The organism is Ochrobactrum sp. A-1, assembly GCF_022488005.1.
Taxonomy (GTDB): Bacteria; Pseudomonadota; Alphaproteobacteria; order Rhizobiales; family Rhizobiaceae; genus Brucella.
On record NZ_JAKVQC010000007.1, the window covers coordinates 728,292 to 740,738 of the forward strand.

Sequence of the window (12,447 nt, forward strand, 5' to 3'; positions counted from 1 at the left end):
TTACTCTCCGGCCTCCCGGCACATCTCTGCAGGCAGATGGATCGTCACGCTGGTGCCGCCACCTTCCGCGTTCTTCCTGATAGCGAAACTTGCAGAAATCAACCGCGCGCGCGTGCGCATATTGTCGATTCCATGCCCGCCACCAAGCCCGCCACCCGGCCTTTGCATCTGGCGATCCATCCCGATGCCATCGTCCGCGACTTCAACGTGCAGGCGACCGCCCTTGTCGCGGAACATTACGCGCAACCGGCTGGCATGGGCGTGACGGATCGTATTGTTGATCGCTTCCTGCACGATGCGGAACAGCGAAGTCGCAACCGTTTCCTCCAGCCGGTCAGCCATGCCCTCACTGTGATCATCCAGCGTCCATTCGATGGATGAGCCGCTATCACGCACCGAGCGATCAAGGTGATTTTCCGTCGCTTGCACAAAACCGAACAACTGAAGGATCGAAGGCTTGGCTTCTTCAATGATTTGCCTGAGATCGTGCATGCAATGCTGGAGCCCGCGAAACAACGGCTCAAGCTGTTCGCCTGAAAGGTCCGGGGCGTGGGTCAGCCGTTCCACATGGCGCGCAAGACGTGTCAGGTCGGCCAGCGTCTGGTCGTGCAAATCCATACCGATGCGATGGCGCTCGGTCTCCAGGGCTTCAGTCAGTTTCAGCGCACCAAATCGCAAGCCTTCCTCGCGGGCTCGTGCTTCCGTTTCCACGATGGCGGAGCGCTTGGCCTGCTCCGCAGCGCGGATTGCAAAGAAGTATGGTGCAAGCAGATCAGCGATTGATTGAGCGTTTTCCACATCCCTCAGCTTGTAGCAGGCGGGCATGAGACTGGAACAACTGAGCGCGCCGATAATATCGCCCTGCGCTTTCAGGGGCACGTGCAGGCGGCCTTTCAGATCATGGTCGATAATCGGACTGGAGAATGAACCTTCAAAGTGAAAGCGCGGATCCGCGCGTGCGTCATCGGTCAGAAGGTAACCAGCCTCGCCCGACAACAGAGTACGGATAGGACTGCCGGACAGAAGCGCTGGCGGATTGCGGCTCCAGGCGGTGGCGATACCAGCCTCATAGGCGATGTGGAACTTGCCATCCAGCATCTTGATGCAGACGTCCAGATGGTCATAGGGCACGATATGCGTGATCTCCGCCGCCACCGCCTGAATGATGGAATCGAAGTCGAGCTGTCCCGCCAGCAATCTGGAAATATTCAGATAGTGGTCGAGCAACCTTTGGGGCGCGAGTTCGGCCAAGCGTTTCTCCTCCAGAACGCAAATTGCTCATGAAGCTCTATAATACGCCGTGACATGCTTGGCGCGTCTTGCGGGTTCCCGCAATTTTGCTGCGGAAACCCGCAAGACAGTTGCTTCATTCGGCCTTCACAGAAGGCTTCTCTTCTTTCATCCTCGCTTCACCAGAAAATTGCCCGCAAGACAAGAGCGTAAAATCGCGTCAGGCGCAGACTGGTGCCGTTGAGGAGCGGCGGTGCGGGAGGCTCGCATCACAATCAATTCAGACGATCCGAAGTGCCGGGGCGCTGCGGGTCGTATACTGGCAACCGGGAGGAATGAATGAAACTCGCAAAAATCCTTTTCGCATCCGCAGCACTGGCAGGCGTTCTCGCCGCTGGCAGCGCATTGGCCGACACATCGTCGAAGAAGATTGCATTCTCCAACAATTATGCTGGCAACTCATGGCGCCAGGCCATGCTGGAGAGCTGGGACAAGATCACCAAGGAAGCCGTAAAGGCCGGCGTGGTCGCTGCGGCTGATCCGTTCACGACGGCTGAAAATCAGGCCACAGAACAGGCCGCACAGATCCAGAACATGATCCTGCAGGGCTATGACGCTATCGTCATCAATGCCGCTTCGCCAACCGCTTTGAACGGCGCAATCAAGGAAGCCTGCGATGCGGGCATCACGGTCGTTTCATTTGACGGCACGGTCACGGAGCCTTGCGCATGGCGCATCGCGGTCGATTTCAAGGCAATGGGCGAAGGCCAGATCGACTATCTGGCAAAGCGCTTCCCCGATGGTGGCAATCTGCTTGAAATCCGCGGCCTTGCCGGTGTTTCGGTCGACGACAATATCCATGCCGGTATCGAAGAAGGCGTGAAGAAGCATCCGAAGTTCAAGGTCGTCGGCTCCGTCAATGGCGACTGGGCCGCAGATGTCGCACAGCGTGCCGTCGCTGGCATCCTCCCAAGCCTGCCGAAAATCGACGCAGTCGTGACGCAGGGCGGCGATGGCTATGGCGCGGCGCAGGCCTTCGCCGCTGCCAAGCGCGAAACGCCGATCATCATCATGGGCAACCGTGAAGACGAACTGCAGTGGTGGAAGAGCCAAAAGGACGCCAACGGCTATGAAACCATGTCGGTTTCGATTGCACCCGGCGTTTCCACACTTGCTTTCTGGGTTGCCCAGCAGATTCTCGACGGCAAGGACGTGAAGAAGGACCTCGTGGTTCCGTTTCTCAGCGTCAGTCAGGAATCGCTCGACAAGGACCTCGCCAACACCCAGAAGGGTGGCGTCGCCAATGTCGAATATTCGCTGGAAGACGCCCAGAAAGTCATCGACGCCGCCAAATAAGCAGGCCGTTCACATAATCAAATGACAAGGGCGGGCTTCGCTCCCGCCCTTTTCCATCGTTTGTTCTTCCACATTTCCAGCAATCAGTTGAGCGTATGACAGAAACAGCAGAGAAACAGGAGGTCGTCGCCGCGCGCAATATCCGCGTGCAGTTCGGTGCGGTAAAAGCACTGGATGGCGCCGAACTCGTGATCCGCGAAGGTGAATGCGTCGGGCTTGTCGGCCACAATGGCGCCGGCAAATCCACTATCGTCAATGTCATCAATGGCGGGTTGTCGCCGCATGAAGGCAGTATTTCCTATCACGAGGAAACAGGATACGGCGTGGCGATGGCACGCAAGCACGGCGTGCGTTGCGTTTTTCAGGAATTGTCGCTGTTTCCGAACCTGACCATTGCCGAAAATGTTCGCATCATGCAGCGCGATCTGACCGGAGCTGGCTGGCGCGGCAACGCCATCGAACTGATTTCCAAAAAGCTCGACGAGATTTTTCCGGGCCACAAGATCGACAGCAGCGTTACTGTCGATGAGCTTTCCATCGCCGAGCGCCAGATGGTGGAAATCGCCATCAACTTCACCGCGCCCGGCACTGCGCCAAAACTGGTTATTCTCGATGAACCGACGTCATCGCTTGATGCAGGCATTGCCGCGCAACTGATGGCGTATGTGCGCCGTTTCGTCGGCACCGGCGGTGCCGTTATCCTGATTTCGCATATGTTGGGTGAAATTCTCTCAACCTCCGACCGCATCGTGGTGATGAAGGACGGAAAGGTGGTCGCCAATCGCGCGGCAAAAGATTTCACCAATCGCAGCCTCGTCGAAGCCATGGGCAGCGTTGAGCGCGAAAAGGCCGCGCGCCGCACCGCAAAAACCGATGCGAGCGGCACGCCCGTTCTGTCCTTCACCAAGCGTGCCACTGACATAAAACCATTTCAGGCTTTCAAGGGCGAAGTCATCGGTCTCGCAGGACTGGCCGGACACGGACAGACCAGGATGCTGCTCGATCTCTACTATGCACGGCGGCCGAACTGGGTTCCGGCCCGCAATTGCGAAATCGCCTTCGTTGCGGGCGATCGCAGCCTCAACGGCACTTTCCCGCTGTGGAGCATCCTGCACAATCTCACCATCGGCTCGCTGGACCGGCTGTCGTCGCTGAAACTCGTTGACCAGAAGCGGGAAGATGCCCTTGGCAGTGACTGGAAAGATCGCATCCAGATACGCACGCCGGATATGGGCAACCGCATCCTGTCGCTGTCGGGTGGCAACCAGCAAAAAGTGCTTTTCGCCCGCGCACTGGCAACCAGCGCCAACACTATTTTGATGGACGATCCGATGCGTGGCGTCGATGTCGGCACCAAGCAGGAAGTCTATGAAATCCTGCGTCATGAAGCCGAAAACGGACGCACCTTTGTCTGGTACTCCACCGAGATGGATGAAATCGAACTTTGTGACCGCGTCTATGTTTTCCGTGACGGCGCTATCGTTGCGGAACTAACCGGCGAAGACATTACGGAAAAGAACGTGCTTGCAGCATCCTTTGAGGGAGGTCACGAATAATGCGCCTTTCCTCTTCCTCCATCCGCCTGCTGACACCGGTATTCTCGCTGGTCCTGCTGCTTGCCGCCGTCTTCTATATGCAGCCGCGCGCCATGAGCTATACGGGGCTGAACCTGCTGTTCAATCTGGCAGTGCCTATCGCTCTGGCAACCATCGCCCAGATGCTGATCATGGCCGTCAACGATCTCGATCTCTCGATGGGCACCTTCGTGAGTTTCGTGGTCTGTGTTGCCGCAACCTATCTCAACACCACACCCGTCATCGGGGTATTGATCCTTGTGGCAGCCATTGCAGCTTATGCAGCGCTTGGCGCACTGATCCACCTGCGCAATTTGCCTTCCATCGTCGTCACACTTGGCATGAGCTTCGTCTGGGGCGGATTTGCCGTTCTGCTGCTGCCCTCGCCCGGCGGACAGGCGCCGGACTGGGCACGCTGGATCATGACCGCCAAGCCGCCTTTCATGCCCATGGCCATTGTGGCCAGTATCCTGATCGCGGTTGTCACGCATTTCATCGTCATGCGCTCCACCTTGGGCGTGCTGATGCGTGGCGCGGGTGGTAACAGCCGCTCCATCGAGCGTGCTGGCTGGTCTGTGACGATGATCCGTGCCGGAACCTATGCGCTGGCTGCCTTCTTCGCGGTGCTGGCAGGAATTGCACTGGTCGGTCTCACCACATCGGCAGATGCCAATATCGCGTTACGTTATACGCTTCTGTCCATCGCAGGCGTTATTCTCGGCGGTGGTGAGTTTGTCGGCGGACGTGTATCGCCCATCGGTGCCGTCATCGGTGCCCTGACGCTGACGCTTGCCGGGTCCTTCCTCTCCTTCATGCGCATTTCGCCGGACTGGCAGATCGGCGCACAGGGCGGCATTCTCATCGTGGTGCTGGCTTTGCGCCTCTTCCTTAATCGCCTCGAAAAGAGGGAGAAAAAGCAATGAGCGGTCTCGCTGTCCTTACCAACCGCCCGTGGATATGGTCGTTCATCGCCACTGCCGTCGTCTGGATCATCACCATCCTCTTTACCGGTGGCGCGGGCGCACACGGGCTCTCCCACGCGGCTTTCACTTTCGCCTCCTTCTCGGTTATCGTCGGCCTCGGGCAGATGTTCGTCATTACGCTCGGCCCCGGTAACATCGATCTGTCTGTCCCAGCCAATATGACGCTTGCCGCGACACTGGCGCTCAAGCTCATGGATACGCAGGACGGCATGGTGCTGGCGGGGCTAGGCGTTGCCATTCTGGTTGGTGTTGCCATCGGCATCTGCAATTATGCGCTGATCAAGCTTCTACGCATTCCGCCCATCATCGCCACCTTGTCGATGAGCTTCCTGATCCAGTCCACCGCCATCTGGAGCAATCGCGGCCTGCGCGTGAAGCCGCCGGAAAGCCTCGCGCAGTTCACCACATTCTCCACGCTCGGCATACCCAACGTCGCCATCATAGCGCTGATCCTGTCGGTCATCGGCTGGGTGCTCCTGAAAAGGAGCATCTATGGACGCTGGATTTCGGCAATAGGCCAGAACCCTTTCGCTGCGCGTATGGCGGGCGTTCCGGTCGATGGCACGCGCTTCGCCACCTATCTCCTCTGTGCAGTGCTCGCTTCGCTCTGCGGATTCCTGCTTGCCTGCTTTTCGGGCGGTGCGGCGCTGAACATGGGTGCGGAATATCTTTTGATGTCGATTGCCGTCGTCATCATCGGCGGCACGGCGGTTGCTGGCGGCGATTCCAACATCCCCGGCATTTGGGGAGCCGCCCTCTTCATGTTCCTCATAGTTTCGATGCTCAACACCTACGGCTTCGGCGCCGGTGTCCGTCTTGTCCTGACCGGGCTCACCATCATTGCGGTGATTATCCTCGCCAGTGGCCGACGCGCCGAGCGTTAAATTCCTTCGGAGTAACTTTCCTTGTCAAAAACTGTTTCGATTTACGAAATCCACGACGAACGCTTCAAGCAGATGATCGTGCCGAGCGCCGATCTGGACGAACTTTATAGCGACTGCCGCTGGGCAGAAGGCCCAGTGTGGTTCGGTGACCAGAACTGCCTTCTGTGGAGCGACATTCCGAACCAGCGCATCCTGCGCTGGGTGCCGGGCAGCGAAATTGAAGGTGAGATCGGCGGCGGCGTTTCGGTGTTCCGCAACCCGTCCAATTTTTCCAACGGCAATACGCGTGACCGCGAAGGACGCCTCGTCACCTGCGAGCATGGAGGTCGTCGCGTCACCCGCACGGAAGCGGATGGCAGCATCACCGTGCTCGCCGACAGCTATCAGGGCAAAAAACTCAATGCGCCCAACGACGTCATCGTGCGCTCGGACGGCACCGTGTGGTTTACCGATCCGACCTACGGCATCATGGCCGATTATGAAGGCTACAAGGCCGCCCCAGAGCAGCCGACACGCAATGTCTATCGCCTCGACCCGAAGACTGGCGAGATCAATGCCGTCGTAACCGACTTCCACCAGCCGAACGGACTTGCCTTCTCGCCAGACGAAACCAAGCTCTATGTCGCCGACAGCGCTTATAGCCACGATGAGAATGCACCGCGCCACATCCGCGTTTTCGACGTTGTGGATGGCGGCAAGCGCCTGACGGGCGGCAGTGTGTTCTGCACCATAGACGATGGCCTGCCGGACGGCTTCCGCTTCGATACGGATGGCAATCTGTGGACCAGCGCAGGCGATGGCGTGCACTGCTTCTCGCCGGAAGGCACGCTGCTCGGCAAGATCAAGACGCCGCAGACGGTCGCCAATGTGACCTTCGGCGGTCCCCGCCGCAACCGGCTATTCATTGCAGCGACGAAGTCGCTCTATGCGGTCTATCTCACAGTAACCGGCACGCAGTACCCCTGATAAAACAACGGCGGCTTTCCAAAACGAAAAGCCGCCGCTCTCTATAAGTATAGTAATTCATTGAAAAAACTGCATTCGCCACATGCCGCGTTCATGCGAACATGCCAATAATGTTTCTTTATTTAAAACGGATCTTTCCGACCCAAAACCGGAACGACCCGCATATCAGGACCGTGAATGACGGAACAAATCAGACTATGATCTCTTCTGTCCTTCAGCCTGCACTCAACAAGCAAGGCCACAGCCTTGCTGATGAGTACATTGCCCTGATGCGCTGAGGTTATATAATCCAACCGTCAACACTATGGAAACAGTTTGTCAACAAATCGGCTCAAATTACTGTGAGTAAAATTTGAAAGAACTACAGATTTTCATGATGTTACCCGTAATTTCATAGTAAATATATTAGCGATACCTTTTATAGATTCCTATTTATTTCCCATTTATTGAAAGGATGGCATCACGCATAACAAAGACTCGCGGATAATCGGTCACGCCGAATGTCTGAGCTCCAGAGAGCGACGGCTCGGCGTCCGATAACGGATGTGACAGCCGCTGATACCCTGATATTCGACATCGACCTCGACGCCAAAAACCTCGGCAATACGCTCTGCCCGCAAAACATCGCGTGGCGTGCCAAGCGCAACGAGATTGCCCTTGTCCATCACCGCAATACGGTCGCAGAACATTGCGGCATGGTTCAGGTCATGCAACGCAGCCACCACCGTCAGTTTCTGGCGGCTGACAAGATCGAGCAGCCCGATCTGGTGCCCGATATCGAGATGATTGGTCGGCTCGTCCAGAAGCAGTATCTGCGGTTCCTGCGCCAAAGCGCGGGCTATATGCAAACGCTGCCGCTCGCCACCGGAAAGCGTGTGCCAAAAGCGGTCAGCCAGATGCGCCATATCGACATTGACCAGCGCCTGGTCAATGATTGCATCATCCTCCTCCGACCACGGCGACAGCGCGCCGAGATAGGGCGTCCGCCCAAGTTCGACCGCCTGACGCGCCGTAATGCGTTCCGTCGTTCCTGCCTGCTGCTCGACCAGCGCCATTTTCCGGGCGATCTCGCGGCGGCTGAAACTATCGATGAGCGCGCCACACAGATTGATTTCACCGACGCGGCACCTGCGAACGCCGGACAGCAGGGAGAGAAAACTGGTCTTTCCCGACCCGTTCGGCCCTATGATGCCAAGAAACTCACCTTCCGCCACTTCCAGCGAAACATCATGCAAAATCTCGACATTGCCCACCGACCAGCCGACATTGCGTGCTGAGAGGATCATGACGAAGCCCTCCTTTGTCCAAGCAACAAGGCGAAGGCCGGCGCACCGAACAAGGCCGTGATGACGCCGATCGGCAGAACCTGCCCCGGAATGATGATACGCGACAGAATATCGGCGACGATCATGAATATCGCGCCTATGAGTGCTGCGGCAGGCAACAGCCTGCCATGGCGGACCCCGACCACCATGCGCGCCGCATGGGGAATAACAAGGCCGATAAAGCCAACCGAGCCGACAATGGAAACCATCACCGCCGTCATCATGGCGCTGACACCGATCAGCACCGCATAGACGCGACGTACCGGTATGCCGAGCGAAGCGGCGGATTCCGTTCCGAAGGTGAAAGCATCAAGCGCACGCGCATGCCACAGGCAGATTGCAAGCCCGATCAGGCAGGCAGGCAAAGCGAGAGTAACATCGGGCCAGCGCACCCCGGAAAGATTGCCCAAAAGCCAAAACATGATACCGCGCGCCTGTTCGGCATTTGCGGCCTTTGTGACGATGAATGATGTCAGCGCATTGAAAAGTTGCGAACCGGCAATGCCTGCGAGGATGATCGCGCTGCTGCCGCGTCCGGCCCGCAACGCCAGCAGGGACACAAGGCAAAAAGCAACAATAGCGCCAATGAACGCACCCAGCGATAGCGTCAACACGCCAGCGCCTATGCCAAGAATGGCAACGCTGACAGCCCCTGTCGAAGCACCAGCGGAAATGCCCAGAATATAAGGATCAGCGAGCGAGTTTCGAAGCAACGACTGCAGAATGACACCGGATATTGCAAGCGACGCGCCGCAACATGCCGCGATAACCGCACGGCTGAGGCGATAGCTCCAGACGATCCCTTCATCTATGGGTTCGAGCGGATACCCGGCATTCCACACCCGATTGGCCACGGTCTTCGCAACCACCTCGAGCGGTATTGCCGTTTCGCCTATCGCCGCTCCGAGCCAAAGAGCAAGAAGAAGCAGGACAAGCGAAAAGGCCAAGAAGAACACGCCGGAGCGTGCCCTTCCCTTCTGTTTGAAGCCTGCTGTCGCTGCCCGCGCCGTCACTTGTTCAGGTCCGAGGCGGCAATGTCGGAGGCAAGCGTTTCAATGCCTTCGATCACGCGAAGCGACGTGCTCATCGACTGTGCATCCATGTCGAAGACATGCTTGCCCTTGACCGCTGGCATCAGCTTCGTCACCGCATCGTTCTCAAGGAACTGGTGTTTGACGGCAATGTCGTCAGCCGGATAGCGACGGCGATCCAGTTTTGCAGCAACGATCATCGAAGGGTTCGATTTCGCAATCGTTTCCCATCCGACCGTCGGCCATTCTTCCTCGCTGTCGATCACATTCTTGATGCCCAGTGCCGAAAGAATATTGGCGGGCGCGCCAAATTTGCCTGCAACGTAAGGATCGGCATCGACCTGCGTGCTGGAGAACCAGACAACAGCCGAAAGCTTGCCGTCAGTAGACCCAATTTTTTCACGCGCAGCCGCTTCGCGCGCCCTCAGGTCGGCGACGAGTTTCTCGCCACGGTCCTGCACATTGAAGATTTCCGCCAGTTCGGTAATTTCCTGATAGACGATATCCATCTTGAACGCCGCCGTACGAACGCCGTCGCCACCGCCGGAATTGTCCTTGCCAACGCAATCGGAAGGCGAGGTATAGGCAGCGATGCCCAGTTCCTCGAACTGTTCAGGCTTTGCCACGATGCCTGTCGGGCCGACATGCCACTGGAAATCCGCCGTCACGATATCCGGCTTCTGCGCCAGAACGCTTTCAAAGCTCGGATCATTATCGGCAAGCCGCTTGACCTTGGCATTCACCTGTTCAAAGCCTTTGAGAACGGGGCCGAACCACACTGCCGTGCCGACAACCTTGTCGCCGAGACCCAGGCTGTAAAGAATTTCTGTGCTGCTCTGGCCAACTGCAACCGCGCGGGCGGGTGCCTGCTTGAAGGTAACGTCACGACCGCAGTTTTTCAGCGTCAGCGGATATTGCGTTTCCGCTGCCTGTGCGGATACCCCGCCTGCGAGAAAAAATGCAGCCGCGCAAAAGGCGGCGCGAAACGGCATCTTGCCGAGAATATTCATGAAAGTCCCCGAAATGATGAGAGAAAGACGCCCTGTCAGGCGGCGGATAAATTCCGGCGCGGAAGACGGACAGGCATATCCGGGAACATATCGAAATCATGCGATGACGATGGGAGGAAGCGTCCTGCGACGCAGAAATCTGTCATAACCGGCTCCTGCTCCGGGCATCCCCGCCCGTGACAATGGACAACACTAAACGGCAGGTCTCCTGGCTCACGAATATCTGCTGTTCATCTGCCTTCCCGCGCTTCTCCGGCACAGTGGCATGACGCTTTGAACGTCACGAGGATGAACGGCAATCCGCTTACAGTTGCGGGGGCAGCCACGGTCTTGGCCCCTTTTCGGGTCGTCCTCACCGTGTTCCCTATTAATCCCCTTCGCTCTCGGTCGGGGAACCGTTGTTACACTATTACGTTGGTCCGCTGCCGTCGTCAAGCAGGTCTCGTCCGCTATTTCCAGCTTGCGGTTTTCAAGTGATTCGAAAGCCCGTTACTTAAATTGCGGCCAAACTATCGTCGCATGCGCTGGCCTATTGAATTTGTTTTCGCTAATCTCCATGTAGTTTTCTCCCGCTAGAGGAGCGGGACTTTGGGGAGGTCCGCCGCAAGGCGGCATACATTCTATCTGGGAGGACATATGCGTAGATTTATTCTGGCCCTGACGTCAGTAGCGGCGTTGGCTATGGCAGGCTCTGCTTCTGCAGAAGACTACAAGGTGCTCGCGCCTGCGGCTCCGGGCGGCGGCTGGGACCAGACGGCACGCACGATGCAGAGCGCGCTTCAGGATGAAAAGATTTCCGGCAGCGTACAGGTCATCAACGTTCCAGGCGCTGGCGGCACCATCGGCCTCGCACAGTTTGTGAACCAAAACAAGGGCGATCCAAGCCAGCTCATCGTTGGCGGCTATGTCATGGTCGGCGCTATCCTGACCAACAAGTCGCCGGTGACACTCGACGCCATCACGCCGATTGCACGCCTCACAGGGGAATACGAAGCTATCGTCGTACCGGCATCTTCCGATATCCAGAACCTCGGCGATCTCGCCGCGAAACTGAAGGCAGATCCGGGCTCCGTTTCGTGGGGCGGCGGTTCTGCTGGCGGTACCGACCATATCACCGCTGGCCTCTTTGCCAAGGCGGCAGGGGTCGATCCGACAAAGGTCAATTACATCGCCTTCTCTGGCGGCGGTGAAGCACTGGCGGCCATTCTCGGCAATCAGGTGACCGTTGGCATTTCCGGCTATGGCGAATTCGAAGCCCAGATCAAGGCGGGTACGCTGCGCATCATTGGCATTTCGAGCGATGAGCGCGTGGAAGGCATCGACGCACCAACCTTCAAGGAAGGCGGCGTCGACGTTTCGATCCAGAACTGGCGCATGGTGGGTGCAGCTCCCGGCATCACAGCCGAACAGGAAGCTGCCATCAATGCCGATATCGAGAAAATGGTGAAGTCTGAGTCCTGGCAGAAGGCCCTTAAAGACAAGGGCTGGGCAGATACCTATCTCGCCGGCCCGGCGTTCAAGGAACAGCTCGCCAAGGACGTTGCCGCGACGGAAACCATCCTCAAGGAAATCGGCCTCGTCAAATGACAGGATCAGAACCGCAGGAAAAGCGCCGCCCGGAAGGGGCGGCGCCAGATTTCGCCGCTCTTGTCATCGCCCTTATTCTTGCAGCTGTCGCCATTGCCATTGCCTGGTCGACGACCTACGGCAACGACGTGACGAGCTACTCGCCAGTCGGCCCGAAAACCGTTCCCTATGTCGTCGCAGCCGGATTGTTCGGCCTTGCCATTTGGACCGTGTTCGAAGCCCTTCGCGGCGATTTTCCCGAGCGTGAGCATCAGGAAATTGCTCCGATGGCGTGGATCATCGGCGGTCTGGTCATCCAGATGCTGACGATGAAAACCGTTGGCTTTTCTCTGTCCACCGGCCTGCTTTTTGCGGCGACCGCGCGCGGCTTCGGCTATCGCAAATTCTGGATCAGCGTTCCCGTCGGCATCGTCTTCGCCTTCGTGATCTGGTTCATCTTTGCGCGCGGCCTGCAGCTATCGCTGCCGTCCGGCTGGCTCGAACAATTCGTTTAGGGACGGA

Annotated in this window: 11 protein-coding genes and 1 riboswitch; of the genes, 7 read left to right on the forward strand and 4 right to left on the reverse strand. The window is 57.7% G+C overall.

Translation table 11 applies throughout. The annotated features are described in order from the left end of the window. Complete coding sequence (locus tag MKS82_RS21315; RefSeq protein WP_109986377.1) at positions 1 to 1,251, reverse strand: GAF domain-containing sensor histidine kinase; 1,251 nt, start codon at positions 1,249 to 1,251, stop codon at positions 1 to 3. 318 nt (positions 1,252 to 1,569) lie between these two features. Between MKS82_RS21315 and MKS82_RS21320 the strand changes: the two genes are divergently transcribed. The 5 genes from MKS82_RS21320 (at position 1,570) to MKS82_RS21340 (ending at position 6,993) form a co-directional block, all read left to right on the forward strand. Then, positions 1,570 to 2,586: an ABC transporter substrate-binding protein gene (locus tag MKS82_RS21320; RefSeq protein WP_109986376.1), complete on the forward strand. Its 1,017-nt coding sequence runs from the start codon at positions 1,570 to 1,572 to the stop codon at positions 2,584 to 2,586. Positions 2,587 to 2,681: 95 nt separating this feature from the next. Continuing rightward, complete coding sequence (locus MKS82_RS21325) at positions 2,682 to 4,142, forward strand: sugar ABC transporter ATP-binding protein (protein ID WP_109986375.1); 1,461 nt, start codon at positions 2,682 to 2,684, stop codon at positions 4,140 to 4,142. After that, entirely contained in the window at positions 4,142 to 5,083 is a 942-nt protein-coding gene (locus MKS82_RS21330) for an ABC transporter permease (RefSeq protein WP_109986374.1), read from the forward strand. Before MKS82_RS21325 ends, MKS82_RS21330 begins: the two co-directional genes overlap by 1 nt. Then, positions 5,080 to 6,027 carry an ABC transporter permease gene (locus tag MKS82_RS21335; RefSeq protein WP_109986373.1) on the forward strand — a complete coding sequence of 316 codons (948 nt, stop codon included), beginning with the start codon at positions 5,080 to 5,082 and terminating at the stop codon, positions 6,025 to 6,027. Before MKS82_RS21330 ends, MKS82_RS21335 begins: the two co-directional genes overlap by 4 nt. Before the next feature lie 72 nt (positions 6,028 to 6,099). After that, on the forward strand, positions 6,100 to 6,993 hold the full coding sequence (locus MKS82_RS21340; protein WP_109986630.1) for an SMP-30/gluconolactonase/LRE family protein: 894 nt from the start codon (positions 6,100 to 6,102) through the stop codon (positions 6,991 to 6,993). A 491-nt stretch (positions 6,994 to 7,484) separates the two neighbouring features. Here the strand turns inward: MKS82_RS21340 and MKS82_RS21345 are convergent, their stop codons facing one another. From MKS82_RS21345 to MKS82_RS21355, 3 genes are read right to left on the reverse strand one after another with little or no spacing between them, the layout of a single operon-like run. Further along, a complete protein-coding gene (locus MKS82_RS21345; RefSeq protein WP_109986372.1) occupies positions 7,485 to 8,279 on the reverse strand; it encodes an ABC transporter ATP-binding protein in 795 nt (264 codons plus the stop codon). Next, positions 8,276 to 9,331, reverse strand: a complete 1,056-nt coding sequence (locus tag MKS82_RS21350; RefSeq protein ID WP_109986371.1) for a FecCD family ABC transporter permease — start codon at positions 9,329 to 9,331, stop codon at positions 8,276 to 8,278. The genes MKS82_RS21345 and MKS82_RS21350 overlap by 4 nt, the downstream gene beginning before the upstream one ends. Then, positions 9,328 to 10,359, reverse strand: a complete 1,032-nt coding sequence (locus tag MKS82_RS21355) for an ABC transporter substrate-binding protein (RefSeq protein ID WP_109986370.1) — start codon at positions 10,357 to 10,359, stop codon at positions 9,328 to 9,330. The genes MKS82_RS21350 and MKS82_RS21355 overlap by 4 nt, the downstream gene beginning before the upstream one ends. Before the next feature lie 181 nt (positions 10,360 to 10,540). Further along, positions 10,541 to 10,774, reverse strand: a riboswitch (cobalamin riboswitch). A gap of 221 nt (positions 10,775 to 10,995) precedes the next feature. Here MKS82_RS21355 and MKS82_RS21360 point away from each other — a divergent pair. Together MKS82_RS21360 and MKS82_RS21365 are read left to right on the forward strand one after the other, a co-directional pair. Beyond that, a complete protein-coding gene (locus MKS82_RS21360) occupies positions 10,996 to 11,946 on the forward strand; it encodes a Bug family tripartite tricarboxylate transporter substrate binding protein (RefSeq protein ID WP_061346962.1) in 951 nt (316 codons plus the stop codon). Continuing rightward, positions 11,943 to 12,440: a tripartite tricarboxylate transporter TctB family protein gene (locus tag MKS82_RS21365; protein WP_109986369.1), complete on the forward strand. Its 498-nt coding sequence runs from the start codon at positions 11,943 to 11,945 to the stop codon at positions 12,438 to 12,440. The genes MKS82_RS21360 and MKS82_RS21365 overlap by 4 nt, the downstream gene beginning before the upstream one ends. Positions 12,441 to 12,447 lie beyond the last annotated feature (7 nt).

Coding starts and splice junctions, on each gene's coding strand:
- MKS82_RS21320 (WP_109986376.1), top strand. CDS start 1,570: ATGAAACTCGCAAAAATCCTTTTCGCATCCGCAGCACTGGCAGGCGTT.
- MKS82_RS21325 (WP_109986375.1), top strand. CDS start 2,682: ATGACAGAAACAGCAGAGAAACAGGAGGTCGTCGCCGCGCGCAATATC.
- MKS82_RS21330 (WP_109986374.1), top strand. CDS start 4,142: ATGCGCCTTTCCTCTTCCTCCATCCGCCTGCTGACACCGGTATTCTCG.
- MKS82_RS21335 (WP_109986373.1), top strand. CDS start 5,080: ATGAGCGGTCTCGCTGTCCTTACCAACCGCCCGTGGATATGGTCGTTC.
- MKS82_RS21340 (WP_109986630.1), top strand. CDS start 6,100: ATGATCGTGCCGAGCGCCGATCTGGACGAACTTTATAGCGACTGCCGC.
- MKS82_RS21345 (WP_109986372.1), bottom strand. CDS start 8,279: ATGATCCTCTCAGCACGCAATGTCGGCTGGTCGGTGGGCAATGTCGAG.
- MKS82_RS21355 (WP_109986370.1), bottom strand. CDS start 10,359: ATGAATATTCTCGGCAAGATGCCGTTTCGCGCCGCCTTTTGCGCGGCT.
- MKS82_RS21360 (WP_061346962.1), top strand. CDS start 10,996: ATGCGTAGATTTATTCTGGCCCTGACGTCAGTAGCGGCGTTGGCTATG.
- MKS82_RS21365 (WP_109986369.1), top strand. CDS start 11,943: ATGACAGGATCAGAACCGCAGGAAAAGCGCCGCCCGGAAGGGGCGGCG.